This window comes from Sinomonas susongensis, assembly GCF_005877005.1.
GTDB classification, from domain to species: Bacteria; Actinomycetota; Actinomycetes; order Actinomycetales; family Micrococcaceae; genus Sinomonas; species Sinomonas susongensis.
Window position 1 is genome coordinate 18,614 of record NZ_SSNH01000014.1, and the last position, 16,120, is coordinate 34,733.

The 16,120-nt window shown below is 66.1% G+C and carries 14 protein-coding genes; 7 read left to right on the plus strand and 7 right to left on the minus strand.

Annotated features, from left to right (window positions below; genetic code table 11):
- Window positions 1-2: 2 nt before the first annotated feature.
- Window positions 3-569 (minus strand): protocatechuate 3,4-dioxygenase subunit alpha, encoded by a 567-nt coding sequence (gene pcaG, locus E6A21_RS15745; RefSeq protein WP_138445110.1) that lies wholly within the window; start codon window positions 567-569, stop codon window positions 3-5.
- Window positions 562-1,377 (minus strand): protocatechuate 3,4-dioxygenase subunit beta, encoded by an 816-nt coding sequence (gene pcaH / locus E6A21_RS15750; protein WP_138445111.1) that lies wholly within the window; start codon window positions 1,375-1,377, stop codon window positions 562-564. Before pcaH ends, pcaG begins: the two co-directional genes overlap by 8 nt.
- A gap of 301 nt (window positions 1,378-1,678) precedes the next feature.
- Between pcaH and E6A21_RS15755 the strand changes: the two genes are divergently transcribed.
- The 5 genes from E6A21_RS15755 (at window position 1,679) to E6A21_RS15775 (ending at window position 8,934) form a co-directional block, all read left to right on the plus strand.
- The gene (locus tag E6A21_RS15755; RefSeq protein WP_212745957.1) at window positions 1,679-4,063 is read left to right on the plus strand and encodes a hypothetical protein; all 2,385 of its coding nucleotides are present in this window, start codon (window positions 1,679-1,681) and stop codon (window positions 4,061-4,063) included.
- Window positions 4,060-4,803 (plus strand): hypothetical protein, encoded by a 744-nt coding sequence (locus E6A21_RS15760; RefSeq protein WP_138445113.1) that lies wholly within the window; start codon window positions 4,060-4,062, stop codon window positions 4,801-4,803. Before E6A21_RS15755 ends, E6A21_RS15760 begins: the two co-directional genes overlap by 4 nt.
- A gap of 74 nt (window positions 4,804-4,877) precedes the next feature.
- Window positions 4,878-5,735, plus strand: coding sequence for an SDR family NAD(P)-dependent oxidoreductase (locus tag E6A21_RS15765; RefSeq protein ID WP_138445114.1), 858 nt, complete (start codon window positions 4,878-4,880; stop codon window positions 5,733-5,735).
- A gap of 98 nt (window positions 5,736-5,833) precedes the next feature.
- Window positions 5,834-6,826 carry an aldo/keto reductase family protein gene (locus tag E6A21_RS15770; protein WP_138445115.1) on the plus strand — a complete coding sequence of 331 codons (993 nt, stop codon included), beginning with the start codon at window positions 5,834-5,836 and terminating at the stop codon, window positions 6,824-6,826.
- A 194-nt stretch (window positions 6,827-7,020) separates the two neighbouring features.
- Window positions 7,021-8,934, plus strand: a complete 1,914-nt coding sequence (locus tag E6A21_RS15775; protein WP_138445116.1) for an FAD-binding monooxygenase — start codon at window positions 7,021-7,023, stop codon at window positions 8,932-8,934.
- On the opposite strand, the gene E6A21_RS15780 is transcribed toward E6A21_RS15775, so the two are convergent.
- Genes E6A21_RS15780 through E6A21_RS15790 form a run of 3 tightly spaced genes read right to left on the minus strand, consistent with a single transcriptional unit; the run spans window position 8,931 to window position 12,040 of the window.
- The gene (locus tag E6A21_RS15780) at window positions 8,931-9,767 is read right to left on the minus strand and encodes a carbon-nitrogen hydrolase family protein (protein WP_138445117.1); all 837 of its coding nucleotides are present in this window, start codon (window positions 9,765-9,767) and stop codon (window positions 8,931-8,933) included. The genes E6A21_RS15775 and E6A21_RS15780 overlap by 4 nt on opposite strands.
- A 16-nt stretch (window positions 9,768-9,783) precedes the next feature.
- Window positions 9,784-11,130 carry an APC family permease gene (locus tag E6A21_RS15785; RefSeq protein ID WP_138445118.1) on the minus strand — a complete coding sequence of 449 codons (1,347 nt, stop codon included), beginning with the start codon at window positions 11,128-11,130 and terminating at the stop codon, window positions 9,784-9,786.
- Between the two features lie 31 nt (window positions 11,131-11,161).
- Window positions 11,162-12,040, minus strand: a complete 879-nt coding sequence (locus E6A21_RS15790; RefSeq protein WP_246036568.1) for a carbon-nitrogen hydrolase family protein — start codon at window positions 12,038-12,040, stop codon at window positions 11,162-11,164.
- 95 nt (window positions 12,041-12,135) lie between these two features.
- Here E6A21_RS15790 and E6A21_RS15795 point away from each other — a divergent pair, with 95 nt between their 5' ends.
- Window positions 12,136-12,903: a FadR/GntR family transcriptional regulator gene (locus E6A21_RS15795; RefSeq protein WP_246036570.1), complete on the plus strand. Its 768-nt coding sequence runs from the start codon at window positions 12,136-12,138 to the stop codon at window positions 12,901-12,903.
- Window positions 12,904-12,975: 72 nt separating this feature from the next.
- On the opposite strand, the gene E6A21_RS15800 is transcribed toward E6A21_RS15795, so the two are convergent.
- Window positions 12,976-14,007: an aldo/keto reductase gene (locus E6A21_RS15800; protein ID WP_138445120.1), complete on the minus strand. Its 1,032-nt coding sequence runs from the start codon at window positions 14,005-14,007 to the stop codon at window positions 12,976-12,978.
- Window positions 14,008-14,061: 54 nt separating this feature from the next.
- A complete protein-coding gene (locus tag E6A21_RS15805) occupies window positions 14,062-14,751 on the minus strand; it encodes a type IV toxin-antitoxin system AbiEi family antitoxin domain-containing protein (RefSeq protein ID WP_138445121.1) in 690 nt (229 codons plus the stop codon).
- A 368-nt stretch (window positions 14,752-15,119) separates the two neighbouring features.
- On the opposite strand from E6A21_RS15805, the gene E6A21_RS15810 reads away from it, so the two are divergent.
- Entirely contained in the window at window positions 15,120-16,103 is a 984-nt protein-coding gene (locus tag E6A21_RS15810; protein WP_138445122.1) for an aldo/keto reductase, read from the plus strand.
- Window positions 16,104-16,120 lie beyond the last annotated feature (17 nt).

Consider the following 16,120-nt stretch of genomic DNA (forward strand, 5'->3'; position numbering starts at 1 on the left):
GGCTAGGCCTCGCTGTTGAAGTCGAGGAACACGGTCTCGTCCTCGCCTTGGAGGCGGATGTCCCAGTGGAGCGAACCGTCGGCAAGGCGCTCTGCGATCAGCGTCTTGCGGCGGGCTGGTTCGAGCGAACTCAGGAGCGCGTCCTTCTCTAGCGCCTCCGAGTCCTCGGGGAGGTAGACGCGCGTGAAAAGCCGGTTCATGAGGCCGCGCGCGAAGATGGCGACGGCGAAGAACGGCGCCTTGCCGGGCTCGGTGGCACCTGGGTTCACGGTCGTGAACACGTACTTGCCAGTGTTGCCGGCCGGGATGCGGCCCCAGCCCGTGAACGTGTAGCCGTCGCGGACGAGCGAGCCGGTCTCAGAGACGACATTGCCGTTCTCGTCGGCCTGCCAGATCTCGATGAGCGCATCGGGGATCGGGGTGCCGTTGCCGTCGTAGACCGTTCCGTGGAGCTGGACGCTGTTCGGGCTCCCCGGCGGAACGAGCTCGCCGCCCTTCGCGAAGGGCAGGGCGTACCCGAAGAACGGGCCGACAGTCTGGCCGGGGGTGGGAATAAGGGACCTACTCATTGTCACCCTGCTCTCCGTACGCCTCGTTCTCGGTCCAGGTCCGCTTCGGGCCCGTGAGGACGATGTCCCATTCATAGCCCAAGGCCCACTCGGGCGAGGTGAGGTCATGGTTGTAGCGGGCCACGAGGCGGTCCCGCGCGTCCTGGTCGACGATCGACTGGTAGATCGGGTCGAGAGGGAAGAGCTGGTCACCGGGGAAGTACATCTGAGTGACGATGCGCTGGGTGAACTCGGTGCCGAAGAGGCTGAAGTGGATATGGGCCGGGCGCCACGCATTGAGGTGGTTCTTCCACGGGTACGCGCCGGGCTTGATCGTCAGGAACTCGTACGAGCCGTCCGGGCCGGTGATGCAGCGGCCCACGCCCGTGAAGTTCGGATCGAGCGGCGCGGGGTGCTGGTCGCGCTTGTGGATGTAGCGGCCCGCGGAGTTGGCCTGCCAGATCTCCACTAGCTGGCCCGCAACGGGCCTGCCGTCGCCGTCGAGCACCTTGCCCCGCAGGACCATCCGCTCGCCCAGAGGCTCCCCGCCGTGCTGGATGGTCAGATTCGACTCGAGGGCGTGCACGTCCTGATGGCCGAAGGCCGGGCTGTACAGCTCGATGGTCTCCGGGTCAGCGTGGTGCAGGCTCTTTGTGGGGTGCCGCAGGATCGAGCTGCGGTACGGCGCGTAGTCGATGCGGGGCTGGGTTTCTGCGGGCTGCCCTGCTGAGAGCGCGGCCCTGTATCCCTCTTCGATGTCCCGGATCTCCCGGCTGACGATCGCCTGATTGTCAGCGGCGGCGTCGGACGATTTGACGGGTTCGCCCATGGTTCCTCCTCTAGCTTCCTTGCCGAGTGCCCCGCGAGCGGCACCGTCTCATTTCGAGGGTAACCGCTGTTCGCATTCTGTACAAATGTTCGCAGAGCGAACACGAACATCGACTGCGGGGTGCTGCCAGCGTAGGGTCCGGGAATGCGAAGGGATAGAGGTTCTTCCGATCAACGGAACGAATCAGGGTTCGCCGAGCGCCCTCCGTGTTCCACAACTCAGTGTCTCCAGGAATCCCTAGGCTCGCGAGCGGGTGTTCACGCCAGACAACACCGCTGGCCACCGGGCTGAGGGAGCCACGTTGAAGAACAAGCCGATCAGGGGAGCTATTGTCGCCGCCGCCTTGGCCAGCACGACACTTGTCGGGCCACCCGTCGCCGCTCTGGCCCAAGGGGCCACCTTGACGAAGGTGACGCGAGAAGCCATGGACAACCCCAGCGCGTATTCGGTTCAGATTGCGAAGAACAAATGGCCCACCGGAGCGTCAAAGGTCTTCATCGCGGACGCGCACGACACGATTGCCATCGCCGTCGCGGCGCCTGCCGCGCTTAACCAGAATGCTCCACTTCTCCTCGTGGAACCTTCCGCCCCAGCCCTCGTCCTCGAAGTGATTGCGCAGCTCAGGGCGAGAGAAGCCGTACTGGTGGGTCCTGGCTTCAGCCCGAAAAGCGGGATCCGTCAGCAGATCAACGGAGTCACGGCGCTCCAGCAATGGATCAGCGGTCCGGGCCCGCTTGAGCTTGACGTCCCGATTTCGACAATGTTCAGCGCCCCTGTGGATGAGCTCTATATCACTGACGCAGGACACACTGCAGATCTTGTGACAGCCTCCTCGGCTTCAAGCTTCCAGAAGTCACCTCTTTTCACCATCGCGGACTCTCTGGGTAGTTGGGAGGAGTCCGAACTGGCCCGGCTCAAACCTAAACGGATTGTCTTTGTGGGGAATGCCGCTGCGGCTTCCGCCGCACTGTCTCGGGTTGAAGCCCTTGGCTACCCCACGATGGCAGTCGAAGGCGCGAGCCCGGTCGAGCGAAATCTCAAGGTCGTGAACCTCCTACGCGGCAAGAACGTCGATACCCGAAAATTCCGCATCTCAGTTCCGGAGGAAGCTGCAGCGGCGGCACCCGCGGCCTATGAAGCGGCGCTCAGTGGAACCCTTGTGCGCTTCACCGATTCCGGAGCGTCCTTCTCCGGACACTTGGCCGATGAGGCGAATGCCTGGGGTATCGAAGCGTTGGACGGCAAGATCTTTGGCGCGTCGACCGCCATACCGAACACGTTCTTGGCCAGTCTTGAGAACGCCATCACCAGACAGCGAGCCCCGAAAACGAGCTTTCAAGTCGTTGGATCATCGACAGGCACGGACGCTCAACACACGCTCGAGATGTCTCCGTACCCCGGGGCGGCCCGCTACCGCCTGTTTGACCTCTCGGGGGCACTCTCGACCGAGTCGACCACTCCAATATTCAAGCTTCCCAGTGGCCAGACCACGTTCAGCGCGAAGGCTTATAACCCCATAGGCGCCCTGCTCGCGCAGCGAGACGTCCGAGTCGTCGTAGCCGACGAGGAGAAGCCGACGGCAACCGTCTCCGCCGTCATCACCTCGGACACAGAGGTCAGCATCGTCAATTGGAAACAGCAAGCCGCGGATGCCCGCCCCCGAACCGTTGTCCGATCCGAGCTCGTGCGTGACTCGGACGGGAGACTGGCCATGAAGGGACGAGCTCAGATCGGCACGACCTGCAGCACCGAGTACATCGATCGAGGGAGGCCAGTCGGCACGGAAGTCATCTATGAGATAAGCCAAGACGGAACCCCAGAAAGGAACATTTGCTCCACCTCCACTCCCGACCACTCCCAAAGGGAAGAGAGCATCACCCTTTCCTCTGCCCGCGTACCCGCCACGAACATGCTTTCACTGGCGCAGCCGTCATTGTCGACGACGTTCGGAACGGCTAGAACCAACCAAAATGTCCTCCGACCCCCAAACGCGCCCACCCCGACAATCGCCGAACAAGCTCTGATTAGCTCCCGTCGGCCTCCCGCCACCGCTGGCACCCCTCAGCAGATCCGGGCTGCGGCGTCACCCGCGCCCCTCCCATGGACTTTCCGGTACCAAACCTTCATTCCTGACCTATACATACGTCCCGCGAATTGGGACACCCAGGTCTTCGACGGGAACAACCGCGGATTCGGAGCCTGGCTCTCGCCCTACAAGACTCGCACAGACGTAACGTACTACTTCGATCAGAACTGGCGAGTCCAGAGCTACTCGTTCCGCAAATTCGTCGGAATCACCACTGAATACCATTGCTCAAAGAACACATTCGCCGACTGCAGGTTTGTCAAGCAAGCCCAGGCCAGCGATTCGGGCATTAGTATGACCGCGTCAGCCCTTCGGGGAATCCATGTTGGGTTCATCAATCATGAGGTTGCGCTACCCATCAAGCCACATAGCTTCATCTGGGGTCTCATCAGCCCACCCGCCATCACCTATGGCGTCCACTACAAGTACGGTCCGGGGGGATTCACCCTCTCAGGTGTTCACGACGGTGCCCCTGCCCACGAAATTTGGGGAGGATACGTCCCCGGTGAATACATTCCTTTCATGCTTCATGACCGAAGATGTGGCTTTGGCAACGGCCTCCTCGGTCTCTGCAGCGTCGGCTTCACCATCAAAGTATGAGAACCCACGCAAAGGACGTCGAAGCTGGCAAGGAAACCTCCCCGCTCCACGCCTCCGTTGGGGCTGCCACCGTTATCACGCTCGGCGAAATGATCGTCTTGGCCGTTTTGGACTGGACCCAAGGCGCCTTCGAAACCGGCGGCCTTGTAACCCCCTTCGTCTCCTGGCCAGTGATGATGCTGGCCGTGAGGCCGAGGTGGAAAGGCCTAGTCGGGAGCTTCGCGATCACCCTCCTGTACGCCGCCCTCGGCTACGCCTCGGCCGCCAACTTCATTTTCCTCGGCTTCGTATTCCCTCCCGCAATGCTCGCCATGATTGTCGGTTGGTCGAATCTGATGCCCCTGAAGGTGTTGGCTCTGCGGGCTCTCGGCCTCGCGGCCGCCGCGTTCGTGGCCGTGGCCTTCATGGTCTACATGCCGCTCCCTGGGGCTCTGGTGCTCGTCATCGCGCCTTGGCTCTCATCGCGCGCCCCGCGAGCGGCGCTCATCGTCAATCGGTCGATGAGCGTCGTGCTAGCACTTACCCTGTCCGTCGTCGGCATCCTCAGCATGCCTTCCTCGGTGGGTGGAACAGCGGGCTTCTTCGCCCTGCTGGGCGGAATAGCGATCCTGCGGCCACCAGAAGACGGGTTGGAGAATCTGCGCCCCAAAGACCCTCACCTCTTTACCCCCAGCATTTTCGGCTGGCCAGACCGAGTACGGTATTGGCTGGATGGCCAACCGTGGGACAGCCGTCTCTAGATCGCGGGGCGACGGCGGACCTACTGTGGAGGGAAAGCCTAGCTTCACGGCTGGCGCGCGGGAGGCGACGGGCAATGCCCTCGACAGATGGACGGCTGGCTCTTGTTACAGGCGCGACCGGAGGCATCGGCGGAGCGATAGCGGCGGCGCTTGCTCGCGAAGGCCTGAGGGTCGTCGTCGTCGGGCGAACCCAGGGACGCGCCGAGAATGCGATCCGGGACATTCGCTCGCTCGTCCCTTCCGCCGAACTCGAGCCACTCGTCTGCGACCTCTCGTCTCAAGCTTCGATCCGCTCGGCCACCCGGGAATTCTCGGCCCATCACGAGAGGCTCGATGTCCTCGTCAATGCAGCTGGCGTGTTCCGTAAGGAGCGCCACACCACCGCCGATGGGCTCGAGCTCACGTTCGCGACCAATGTCATGGGCTACTTCCTCACGACGAACCTGCTCCTCGACGCGCTCAAACGGGCGGCGACAGGAAGTTTCGTGCCCCGCGTTGTCAACGTGACGTCTCGATACGGCAGGACCAGACTGGATTTCACCGACCTTCAGACCTCGAGAAGCAGATACAGCTATTTCCGCTCAACTCCCCCGACCATGCTTGCCCGCGTTCTCTTGACGCAGGAATTTGCCAAAAGGCTCCACGGAACGGGAGTGGTGGTGAACGCAGTGCATCCCGGTCTGGTCAAGAACACGGCGCTCCTGCACGATGTCGGCGGTCCATTCCGTTGGGTCACCAATACGTTCGGCAAGCCCGCCGAGAAGGCTGCCGACACCGCAGTCTGGCTCGCCACCTCTGCCGAAGGAGCGGTGTTCACCGGGAAGCTGTGGGCGAATCGGAAAATGCTGCCGACGCCGGGCATGGGCTCCGACGAGGCGGCGCGGAAGCGGCTGTGGGACGAGTGCGTGCGGCTCGCCCGGCACGAGGTCTGAGGCCTGCCCGTGCGTAGGTCTGAGAGAGCCTTCCTCCGCCCAGCCCAAGGGGCGTACTCATAGAAGAGTCAGCCAAGACCGATCAGGAGAACATCCACATGCGCTACCGCAAACTCGGCAGTTCCGACCTCGAAGTCTCAGAGATCTCGCTCGGCTCGTGGCTCACGTTCTCGGGCGGCGTCGCGGCCGAGCAGACGAGAGCCTGCACGGAGGCCGCCTTCGATGCCGGGATCAACTTCTTCGACACCGCCAACGTCTACGGCCGGGGCGCCGCGGAGACGGCATGGGGCGAAATCCTCTCGAAGCACCCCAGGGGCTCGTACATCCTTGCCACGAAGGTCTTCGGCGAAATGTCGGACACTGACTCAGGGCTTTCGGGAGAGCAGATCGCGAAGCAGATCGACGCGTCGCTCACCCGCCTCCAGACCGACCACGTGGACCTGTATCAGGCCCACCGCTTCGACGCTTCCGTCCCGATCGAGGAGACGATCGAGGCGTTCCAGAAAGTAGTCGAGCAGGGCAAGGCCCGCTATCTCGGGTTCAGCGAGTGGACGCCGGAGCAGATCCAGGCCGCGATCGACATCGCCGGTCCGGATCTCTTCGTATCCTCCCAGCCGCAGTACTCCATGCTGTGGCAGGCGCCGGAGGAAGAGGTCTTCCCGCTGTGCGCGGCGAACGGCATCTCCCAGATCGTCTGGTCCCCGCTCGCGCAGGGCGTGCTCACCGGGAAGTACAAGCCGGGCCAGGCCCTGCCCGACGACAGCCGCTTCGCAAACGACGCCATGAACGCCTTCAAGGACCGCTTCCTTCAGGAGCCGATCCTCGAAGCCGTGCAGCGACTCGTTCCCATCGCCGAGGGAGCCGGGATGGACCTCACGACGATGGCACTCGCGTGGGTGCTCAGGCGGAGCGAACTCGCTTCGGCGATCATCGGCGCGTCGCGCCCCGAGCAGGTCCACGCCAACGCAGCCGCTTCCGGCGTAGAGCTCAGCGACGATGTGCTGCGCGCCATCGACGAGGCCCTCGGCGACGTCCCCGTCAAGGGTCAGACCCCCGCCAACAACGCCCAGCTGGGGATCAGGCACCGCTAGAGGGCCGAACCAAGGGAGGACGACGACGGCGCAGCGGCGCCGCCGTCGTCCTCCTCTTCTTTTGTCCTCCTCGGAGGGGCTTGATGGGCCACTGTGACCTGCCCTACCATGGGTTGAGCGATATTAGAACAAGAAATTCTATTATCGAACAAGCCTTTAGGCGAGAGCTAGCCACAACGAAGTGAGGAAAGCCCGTGCAGTTCCACCACCACGGATACGTCTCCGGTGACCCGCGCATCCAGCCCGCCGCCGGCGTGGGCCTCGACCGGCCCGAGGAGCTCCCCGACGAGGTCGACGTCCTCATCGTGGGGACGGGACCCGCGGGCATGATCACCGCCGCGCAGCTCTCCCAGTTCCCCGGGGTCACGACCCGGATCGTCGAGCGGCGCGGAGGCCGGCTCGCCATTGGCCAAGCCGATGGCATCCAAGCGCGAAGCGTCGAGACGTTCCAGGCCTTCGGCTTCGCCGAGAGGATCATCGCCGAGGCCTACCGCATCACCGAGATGGCCTTCTGGAAGCCCAACCCCGCCGATCCCTCGAAGATCGTCCGCGCGGCCCGAGCGGTCGACGACGAGATGGGCATCAGCGAGTTCCCGCACCTCATCGTCAACCAGGCCCGCGTGCTCGACTACTTCGCCGAATTCATGGCCAACTCCCCCACGCGGATGAAGCCGGACTACGGGCTCGAGTTCCGCAGCCTCGAGGTCCTGGACGGCGAGGACGGCGCACAGAGCCAGTATCCGGTCAAGGTCACCGTCGCCCACACCGTGGGAGAGCATGAGGGCCAGGAGCGCGTTGTGCGGGCCAAATACGTGGTCGGCGCCGATGGCGCCCGCAGCAAGGTGCGGCAGTCGATCGGCTGCACCCTCGCTGGCGATCAGGCCAATCACGCCTGGGGTGTCATGGACGTTCTTGCCGTCACGGACTTCCCCGACATCCGCACCAAGTGCGCCATCCAGGCCGAGAGCGGCAGCATCCTCCTGATCCCCCGTGAGGGTGGACACCTGTTCCGCATGTACGTGGACCTCGGCGAGGTCTCCCCCGAAGATCACGGGGAAATCCGCAAAACCACGATCGAGCAGATCATTGCCAAGGCGAACGAGATCATGCACCCGTACACCGTCGAGGTGCGCAACGTCGCGTGGCACAGCGTGTACGAGGTCGGGCACCGGCTCACCGACCGCTTCGACGACGTCCTCCCCGAGCAACTCGGCGCCCGCACGCCGCGCGTGTTCATCACCGGCGACGCGTGCCACACCCACAGCGCCAAGGCTGGCCAGGGCATGAACGTCTCCATGCAGGATGGCTTCAATCTCGGCTGGAAGCTCGGGCACGTCCTCGAAGGACGCAGCCCGGAAACCCTGCTCTCCACCTACTCGAAGGAACGCCAGGTCATCGCGAAGAACCTCATCGACTTCGACAAGGAGTGGTCGACGCTCATGGCCAAGAAGCCCGAGGAATTCGAGGATCCCTCGGAGCTCGAGGACTTCTATGTGCGGACGGCGGAGTTCCCCGCGGGATTCATGACCCAATACGCTCCGTCGATGCTCGTCGCAGAACCGGCGCATCAGGAGCTGGCCGCGGGCTTCCCGATCGGCAAGCGCTTCAAGTCCGCACCTGTCGTCCGGGTGTGCGACACGAATCCGCTCCAGCTCGGCCACCAGGCGAGCGCGGACGGCCGTTGGCGCCTCTACGTCTTCGCCGACGCCGCCCCGGCCGGTGAGCCGTCATCGGTAGCGGACTTCGCGGAATGGCTCCAGACCGCGGCGGACTCGCCACTGGCCGCAACGCCGGCAGGCCTGGACCGTGACGCGTGGTTCGACGTCAGGGTCATCTACCAGCAGGACCACACGAGGGTGGACATCAACGCTGTGCCCGCCGTCTTCAAGCCCGAGGTCGGACCGTTCAAGCTCACCTACCTCGAGAAGGTCTACGGGAGCGACCCGAAGGCCGACATCTTCGATCTCCGCGGCGTCGACCGCGGGGGCGCGGTCGTCGTCGTCCGCCCCGATCAGTACGTGGCGAACATCCTGCCGCTCACCGCCACCGCCGAACTCGGCGCGTTCTTCGCGGCGATCCTCGGGGCGCGGAAGCCCCAGACGGTCTAAGCGGGAGAGGGCTGGGCAGCGGACCGCGAAACGGGATCGCCGCCCAGCCCGGCGCCGACGCGTCGCTGCCCGGCGATCGGGAATTCCCGGCGGGCCCGATCGATGCGGGCCGGGTCGAGGTCGGCAACGAGGAGCCCTGGGGCCGTTTCCAGCTGTCCGAGCACTCCGCCCTGCGGATCCACGACAAGGCTGTTGCCGATCGAGACGGGAGGCGCCTGGCAGGCCCCGGCCAGGAATACCGCGTTGTCGATGGCCCGGGCGGCAGCGAGCGTGCGCCACTGTTCTGTCTTGAGCTCGCCCGGCACCCAGGACGCGCCGAGTGCGAGCACTTCGGCGCCGGCATCGGCCAATGCGCCCGCGAGCTCGGGGAAGCGCAGGTCGTAGCAGGTCAGGAGCCCGAAGGTGACCCCGCTGGCCTCGAACGTCACCGGATCGGCAACGGGGGCCGGCGAGATGAAGTCCGACTCCCGCTGCCCTTGCGCGTCGAAGAGGTGGATCTTGCGGTATGCCGCCGCAAGGCTGCCGTCCGCGGAGAAGGCAGCGAGGGTGTTGTAGGGCCGCGCCGGGTCGGGGCTGGCCTCCACCACTCCCGCCACCAGGGCAATCCCCTGGCTGCGGGCGATGGAGGCCAGCCTCGTTCCGACGGATCCGTCAAGGGGCTGGGCAGCGCGCGCGAAGGTCTCGTCGAGACGCTTCTTCTCGTACGTCGCGTATTCGGGGAACAGCACGAGCTCGGCGCCTGAGCCGGCCGCCTCCGCCGTCATCCGGTCTATCGCGGCGAGATTCGCCGCGACGTCGTCGGTCGAGGCGGGCTGGGCGACGGCCACACGCACTATGCGTCCTTTCTGGTCAGACGAGTGCTGCTTCAGCAGTCTGCATCTCGGGCGGCGCCTTGCGGAAACCGCGGGTGATCGTGGCGAGCACGATGATGCCGACCCCGAGCCACGAGAGACCGAGCGTCAGTGCGTTCGAGTCGAGCTGCGAGAGCAGGTATGCGCAGATGATCGCTCCGACAGCCGGCACAACAAGATAACTCACGCGGTTGAGCCGTGCACCCCGCTTGGTCTCCCGGACGAAGTGGAAGATCACCAAGACATTCACGAGCGTGAAGGCGGTGAAGGCGCCGAAGTTGATGAACGACGTCGAGGTCGAGACGTCGAGGAACATGGCGATGAGGCCCACAGCGCCGGTGATGGCGATGTTGACGACCGGCGTGCGGAAGCGCGGGCTGAGGCGCCCGAAGACCTTCTTCGGCAGGACTGAGTCGCGGCCCATCGCATACATGAGACGGGACGCGCTCGCCTGGGCGGCGATGCCGGACGCGAACTGGGCGACGACAAGACCCGCGAGGAAGACCGCCGCGAAGAGGTTCCCTCCGATCTGGACGGCGAGCTCGGTCGCCGCGGAGTCGACATTCGCGAAGTCGCCGCCGGGGTGGACCAGCTGCGCAACATACGAGACGACGATGAAGATGCCGCCACCGATGAGGGCAACGAGCATGATCGCCCTCGGGACGGTCTTCTGCGGCTCGAAGGTCTCCTCGGTAAGCGTCGTGACCGCGTCGAAGCCGAGGAAGGAGTAGGCCGCGATGGCCGCTCCCGCCGTGATGGGACCGAAGCCCGTGCTCGGGTTCGCGAACGGCGTCGCGCTGAACAGGCTCCCGGAACCGTGCGGCCCCATGATCGACGCGATGGACAGCACGACAAACAGCAGGATGACGAGCAGCTGGAACGCCATGAGGAGGAAGTTGGCCTTGTCCGCGACCTTGATGCCGAGCACGTTGAGCGCAGTGGTCAGGACGATGTAGGAGATGATCCAGACCGGCATCGGCACGCTCGGGAAGGCGGAGCCGAGGTATGAGGCGCCGATGAGCCAGATGACCATGGGGAGGAACACATAGTCGAGGAGCATCGCCCATCCGACGAGGAAGCCCACCCGAGAGTCGATCGTCTTCCGGACGTAGGTGTAGGCCGACCCGGCGACGGGATGCGCGACCGACATGCGGCCGTAGCTGTGCGCCGTGAACAACATCGCGACGAGGGCGACGAGGTACGCGGACGGCGTCGCTCCGCCCGTCGTCTGTGCGATGACGCCGAAGATGCCGAGGACGATGAGCGGCGCGAGGTACGCAAGCCCGAAGAGGACGAGCGACGGAAGCCGCAGCGTCCGGGTGAGGGTTGCCGACGAGTCGGTCATAGAGTGCTCCTGACTGGGGCGGGGAGCCACGTCAACGTGGCCGGTGGGTGGATTCGGATGAAGGGGTCGAGGGCTCCCACGTCGCAGGATCGATCCGACCCTGGTAGACGGGGAGTTCTATGGGGTGCTCGCCGGGCCTGAACTGCGACCACATGCGGTTGACGCCGGCGGTCCCTTGGGTACGCACGCGATCGACGGCGCTGAGGTCGAGGTCCGCGGCGAGGAGCACGGCGGAAGCGTCGGGGGCCTCGGCGATGACATCTCCCTCGGGATCCACGATGATGCTGCGGCCCATGCCGGTCGGACCGCCGCAGTTGACGCTCACCATGAAGACCTGGTTGACGATGGCGTTGGCGCGGGCGAGGACGAGCTCCTGGGCCCTGTCCGCCGTCGTCGTCTTGACGACGTTGAGGATGACCTCCGCACCCATCCAGGCGAGCTGCCGGACGGTCTCGGGGAACCAGGCGTCGTAGCAGATGTTCAGCCCGACCCGCCCGATCCCATCGAGGTCGACGACGGTGAAGCCGCTTCCCGGGTCGTACGGCTCGTGGGGGCGCCACGGGAAGATCTTTCGGTAGCTGCCCTCGAGCGTGCCGTCCGGGGAGAGGACGATCTGCGTGTTGAACAGTTCGCCGGCGGGGCCGAGTTCGCAGACGCTTCCGGGCACGAGCCAGACGCCGAGCTCGCGCGCCAGTGCGCCCAGGGCGTCGACCCGCGGGCCGTCCAGGGGCTCCGCGGCCCCGCGGAGGGCCTCATTCCGCTGGAGGTCGGGCATGCCGTCCCCGAAGAGGTGGAGTTCGGGGAAGACGAGAAGTTTGGCCTCGGGATGCCGCTCGAGGGCCCGGCGCGCTTCATCGGCGAAGCTTGCGAGCGGAGCGCCGATGAGCTGCGGCGACGCCTGTACGGCCACGAGGGGAAGATGACGTTGCAAGGTAGACCTCGATTTTCGATGTGACGCCAGCCATAATAGATCAAGCTGAACCATTAAAGGAACAGGAGATCGGGGTGACCCACACCAACGCAGAGCCGGAGCTTTCAGGCGTCCCCCACGAGCCCGGGAGCCCGCTCACCGAGGACGTGTCGCTCTCAGGCATCGGCAGGCGCAGCGCAATCGACGCGGTCCGGATGAGGATCGGCATGGCCATTCGCCTGGGGCTGCTCAAGCCCGGCGAGCGGCTGCCCGACAAGGACGACGTCGCACTCGGGCTCTCCGTGAGCCCCATGACGGCGCGGCGTGCCCTCGCCTCGCTCGCCGACGACGGCGTCGTCGTCCGGCTGCGGGGACGGAGCGGGGGAACATTCGTCGCGGACGCGCCGCCGGCCGAAGTCCTCCACGGCCTCACCATGCCGGCTTCGGAGTTCAAGCAGATCCATCGGCTCATCGACCGGCGCATGCTTCTTGAGAGCGCCGTCGGGCACTTTGCTGCGCTGAATGCGACTGGCGAGCAGCTCGCCCGCCTCGAGTCGCTCACCGAGCGCATGGCCGCGGCAACCGACTGGGCGGAGTACCACCAGTGCGACGCGGAGTTCCATGCGGCGGTGGGACAGGCTTCAGGGCTGGGCGCTGCGGTCGAGGAGTACCAGCACTCCCTCGACGAGCTGTACGCCTTCTTCGTCCCCTACCCGATCGAGGAGCTTCACCTCGCCAACCGCGACCATGCGGTGCTGACCGCGGCGCTCCGGGCCTCGGACGTCGTCGCCGCCGCCGCCGTCTCCAGAGAACACGTGGAAACGCTCCACCGGACAATGGTCGTGGGGCTCCTGACGGACTGACCGGCTCCACGCACGTCGGCGGGGGCCGCGCCGCTCGGGCGCGGGCCCCCGCCGGAAGCGAAGCGGCTGCCTCTAGCGGCCGCCCTCGATCTTGCGGCTCCTCTGCTGGACCGCCTGCTCACCGTACGGGTAGACGTCGAGCTCCGGCTCGCTGACCTTCGTGAGCCGTTCCGTCTCCTCCTGCTCGAGCTGGAGGGCATCGGCCTTGAGGTTGTCCGCGAGCTGCTCCTGCGTCCGGGCGCCGAGGATCACGGACGTGACGGCGGGCCGGTCCGCGAGCCAGCGCAGCGCGACCTGGGCGGAGGAGACCCCGTGGGCGTCCGCAATCTCGCGGACGGCGTCGATGACGTCCCACGTCCGGGACTTCGCATTGCGGGGCTCCCACGCCTCCATGCCGCGCTGCGGGTTCTCGCCCAGCCGGGTCGCTCCCGTGGGCGCGGTGTCCCGCTGGTACTTGCCGCTCAGCCAGCCGCCGCCGAGCGGGGACCACGGCAGGAGGCCGATGCCGGCGTCGAGCGACGCGGGCACGATCTCGGACTCGATGCCGCGGACGAGGAGGCTGTACTGCGGCTGGAGCGTGACGGGAGGTGCCCAGCCGTGGGCCTTCGCCTCGTACACCGCCTTCGTGAGCTGCCACCCAAGGAAGTTCGAGAAGCCGTAGTACCCGATCTTGCCCGAGGCGACGGCGTCATCGAGGAAGCGCAGCGTCTCCTCGATGGGAGTCAGCGGATCCCACGCGTGCATCTGGTACAGGTCGATATGGTCGACGCCGAGGCGACGCAGCGAGGCATCGAGTGCAGTCCGCAGGTGACGGCGCGACGTGCCGAGGTCGTTGGGCCCCTCGCCCATCGGGAAGCGGCCCTTCGTGGCGATGACGAGCCGGTCGCGTCGGGCAGAGTCAGCGGCGAGCCACCGGCCGATAATCTCCTCGGATGCCCCCGCGGTGTAGACGTCGGCGGTGTCGATGAAGTTGCCTCCCGCGGCGACGAAGTCGTCGAGAATGGCGTGCGAAGTCGCTTCGTCGGCTTCATGGCCGAAGGTCATCGTCCCGAGGCAGAAGGCTGAGACGACAGCGCCACTGGCGCCCAGATTGCGGTATTCCATCACGATCCTCCGTATGAGGTTGCTGAGTGGGCCGCGTTCCAGCCTATTCAGCAATCAGACGCGGGAGAAGGCTTTCCCGACGGAATTCTTCGGCGGGAGGGTAATCACCCCTGCCCGCTGGAAGAGGAGTTTGGCAAGACCGCGGCCGTCCCCGAGCGGGAGGCCGTGGTCCGAAGCCTGCGGTGCGAGGTACTGGGCGAACTTGTCCGTCGAGACGAGCTTCTTCTGCCGGACCGCTTCGCGCAGGACCCTGTCGACGACGGCGAGCGGCGTCCTGGTCCTGAGGAGGTCGGCGACAGTGCGCTCGACCGTGAGCACTGGGATGCGGTCGAGGACGGCCACCTCGCCGGGGGTGAGGGCGTCCGCACGCAGGACGACGGCGGGAAGCCGCGTCCGGCGGCGCTCCGGCACGATGAACTCGTAGTTTCCCGTACGGACGCCACCGATCCCGTGCAGGACGACGGCGCTCTCGCCGGCGGCGACGACGGAAGGGGCACCTGTCGCCGTCGTCGGCTCCACCGGGGCCGCGAGCATGAGCCAGCGTGCAGCGATCCCTTCGAGCCGCGGGTCGCCGGCGGGGGCCATCCGGTAGACGCCCTGGGCGACCCGCACGACGGCGCCCAGCGAGGCCAGGCGCGACATCTGCTTGCGGCTGACGCCCGCCCTCTCTGCCTGCGCGGTGGTCACGAGTCCCCAGCGGTTGCCCGAGGCTTCAGCGAGGCGAGCGATCAGATCCGAGGTCATGTCCATCCTTGCGAGTCCCCCTGCACGTTGCGGCCGCGGAACCGGCTGCCCCCCAAAGGCGCGAGTCCAGGCGGCCGTGCCGCCGCTGCTCGCATGTACAGCCGGAGCCGCGTCCTCAGTGAGACTAGGCTCGGGCCGTCCGACGTCAGTGCGCTACGAGGTGAACTCAGTGGCGCTCGGGCGCCATCTCCGTCCCGCGCGCGGCCATGACCCGAGGTGGTACTCCGTAGATACACGTTTGTCTCCGGGTCCGGCCGCCGCCCAGACTCAGTAGTGGCGCCGGGATGACCGCGAACTCACGCGGTGCGAGCCCGAACGGGTTCGGCACGAAGGAATGGGGCAACAGAGCCTCCGGAGGAAGGAGACGCATGGACTACAGGACAGTCGGTGCCACCGGCGTGCAGGTTTCGCCCTTGTGCTTCGGCACCATGTCGTTCGGATCGGAGGCCGACGAGGAGACTTCGGCGAAGATGTACCGCCGGGTCCGCGACGCAGGCATCAACTTCTTCGACACAGCCAACGTCTATGGCGGCGGCCGTTCGGAGGAGATCCTCGGCAAGCTCGCGGTCGGCGAGCGAGACGATATCGTCATCGCGTCGAAGGTCGGCTTCCCGATGAAGGGCGATCCGAACGGCCAGGGCCTCTCACGCCGCCACATCATGCAGTCGGTCGAAGCGAGCCTCACGCGGCTCGGGACGGACCGGATCGACTTCTACCTCCTGCACACCCTCGACCCGCGCACGCCGATCGAGCAGACCCTCCGCGCGCTAGACGACCTCCAGCAGCAGGGCAAGATCCTGTACCCGGCCGTGAGCAACTGGGCGGCGTGGCAGATCGCCACGGCGCTCGGCATCTCCGACCGGGAGGGCCTCGCCCGGTTCGAGCTCGTCGAGCCCATGTACAACCTCGTGAAACGGCAGGCGGAAGTCGAGATCCTGCCCCTCGCGCAGGCGGAGAACATGGGGGTCATCACCTACAGCCCCCTCGGCGGCGGCCTCCTCACGGGGAGGTACCGTGGCGGCGCACAGCCCGAGGGCGGGCGGCTCGTCGAGAATGCCCGGTACGCGGACCGCTACGGCCTCGAGAGCGACCACGCCACCGCTGACCGCTTCGTCGCCTTCGCGGACGACGCCGGAATCGCGCCTGCCGGGCTCGCCGTCGCCTGGGCGATGGCCCACCCGGCCGTAACTGCTCCGATCATCGGGGCGCGGAACCCGGAACAGCTCGAAGGATCGCTCGCGGCGCTCGACATCGAGATGACCCCCGAACTGCGGCACCGGATCTCCGAGCTCTCGCCGACACCGCCCCCCGCTACCGATAGGTCCGAGGTCCTCACGGGGAACTGGAATTGAACCCGCCGAAGCCCGAG

Excerpts from the sequence above, each read along its gene's own strand:
- pcaG (WP_138445110.1), bottom strand. The coding sequence starts at position 569 with ATGAGTAGGTCCCTTATTCCCACCCCCGGCCAGACTGTCGGCCCGTTC.
- pcaH (WP_138445111.1), bottom strand. The coding sequence starts at position 1,377 with ATGGGCGAACCCGTCAAATCGTCCGACGCCGCCGCTGACAATCAGGCG.
- E6A21_RS15760 (WP_138445113.1), top strand. The coding sequence starts at position 4,060 with ATGAGAACCCACGCAAAGGACGTCGAAGCTGGCAAGGAAACCTCCCCG.
- E6A21_RS15765 (WP_138445114.1), top strand. The coding sequence starts at position 4,878 with ATGCCCTCGACAGATGGACGGCTGGCTCTTGTTACAGGCGCGACCGGA.
- E6A21_RS15770 (WP_138445115.1), top strand. The coding sequence starts at position 5,834 with ATGCGCTACCGCAAACTCGGCAGTTCCGACCTCGAAGTCTCAGAGATC.
- E6A21_RS15785 (WP_138445118.1), bottom strand. The coding sequence starts at position 11,130 with ATGACCGACTCGTCGGCAACCCTCACCCGGACGCTGCGGCTTCCGTCG.
- E6A21_RS15800 (WP_138445120.1), bottom strand. The coding sequence starts at position 14,007 with ATGGAATACCGCAATCTGGGCGCCAGTGGCGCTGTCGTCTCAGCCTTC.
- E6A21_RS15805 (WP_138445121.1), bottom strand. The coding sequence starts at position 14,751 with ATGACCTCGGATCTGATCGCTCGCCTCGCTGAAGCCTCGGGCAACCGC.
- E6A21_RS15810 (WP_138445122.1), top strand. The coding sequence starts at position 15,120 with ATGGACTACAGGACAGTCGGTGCCACCGGCGTGCAGGTTTCGCCCTTG.